The 1,465-nt window shown below is 72.9% G+C and carries 2 protein-coding genes; one reads left to right on the plus strand and one right to left on the minus strand.

Annotated elements, in window-relative coordinates; translation table 11 throughout:
- Nucleotides 1–210 (plus strand): MerR family DNA-binding protein (locus EK403_RS23550; protein WP_164919730.1); only part of this gene is annotated, 210 nt, incomplete at its 5' end.
- Between the two features lie 6 nt (nt 211–216).
- Here the strand turns inward: EK403_RS23550 and EK403_RS21920 are convergent.
- Nucleotides 217–1,465, minus strand: a 1,249-nt coding sequence (locus tag EK403_RS21920; RefSeq protein WP_128779574.1) for a bifunctional aldolase/short-chain dehydrogenase, incomplete at its 5' end; no start/stop codon positions are given.

Genomic DNA, 1,465 nt, shown 5'->3' on the forward strand with positions numbered 1-1,465 from the left:
GGCGCGCCGACTGCGGCGGACTGGCGACGGCTCTCGGCGCGCTGGCGCGGCGAACTCGACGCCCGCATCGCGAGGCTCACGCGGCTCCGCGACGACCTCGACGGCTGCATCGGCTGCGGCTGCCTGTCGACGACGCAGTGCCCGCTGCGCAATCCGCTCGACCGGTTGTCCGAGGAGGGCGCCGGGCCGAGGCTGCTCGACCCCGGCTGAGCTGCTTCAGCGCATCATCGCCTCGACGGCCCCGCCGTCGACGGTGACGACCGCGCCGGTCGTGCGCATCATCAGCGCGGCCGAGACGAAGGCCTGGGCGACATCCTCGGCCCTGACCTCCCGGCCCAGCAGATTGCCGGCCATGTAGTCGGCCTCCGACACCCCGCGCGCTTCCGCCCGGGCTGCGACCATCTCGTCCGTCAGCAGCCCCGAGCGGATCCGGTCGGCGTTGACGGCGTTCACGCGGATCCCGTCGCGTCCGTGCTCGAGGGCGTATTGCCGGACGAGCGCGAGCAGCGCGGCCTTGGGGAGACCGTAAGCCCCGAAGTCGCGGCCGGGGTTGACCGCCTGTTTCGAGACGTTGAACAGCAGCGCCCCGCCCATGCGCTGGCGCCGCATGATCCTCACGGCGGCCTGCGCGACCGACTGATGGGCGAAGAAGTTGAGCTCGAAGCTCTGTCGCAGGATGGCGTCGTCGAGGTCGGCGATCGCGCCGGTCCAGGCGGCGCCGGCGTTCGACACCACGATGTCGAGGCCGCCGAAGCGCTCGGTGACGCGCTCGAACGCGACCTTGACCGAGGCGCGGTCGGTGACGTCACAGGCGAGGCCGAGCGCGGACGGCGAGATCGCCGCCGCGAGTTGCTCCGCCCCGGCGCCGTCGATGTCGAGCGCCGCGATTTCCGCGCCCTCGGCGGCGAAGGCGCGGGCGGTCGCGGCCCCGATCGCCCCGGCCGCGCCCGTCACTGCCACGACATGCCGCGCGAGCCGCTTCTCGACGCCCTTGCCGAGCTTCGCCTGTTCCAGCGACCAGTATTCGAGGTCGAACATGTCGGCCTCGGCCACCGGCTCGAAACGGCCGACGGCCTCGGCGCGCAGGACGGTCGCGGCCCAGGCCTCGCCGATGTCCGCAGCCACCGCCGCTTCAGCGGCGGACTTGCCGACGCCGATCAGGCCGAGCCCGGGAGCCGCGACGAGGCGAGGCAGCGGGTCGAGCATCTTCCGCACGCCGGGCGCCCGGGCGTCGTTGCGGGCGAAATATCCTCGATAGTCCTCCGCGAACCCCGCGAGCCTGGGCTCGACCGTCTCGAGCCACGCCTCCAGCGATCCGTCCGCGGGCGGGGCGGGGAGAACGAGAGGCGCACCCTTGGTGCGGATGACGTGGTCGGGAGTCGAGACTCCGCGGAGAGCAAGCTCGTCCAGTCGGGGATCGCCCAGCAGCCGCATGATCTCGGGGCTCGACCTCCGGTCGAGCAGC

Origin of the sequence: Hansschlegelia zhihuaiae (assembly GCF_004103825.1) — a bacterium.
Lineage (GTDB): Bacteria > Pseudomonadota > Alphaproteobacteria > Rhizobiales > Methylopilaceae > Methylopila > Methylopila zhihuaiae.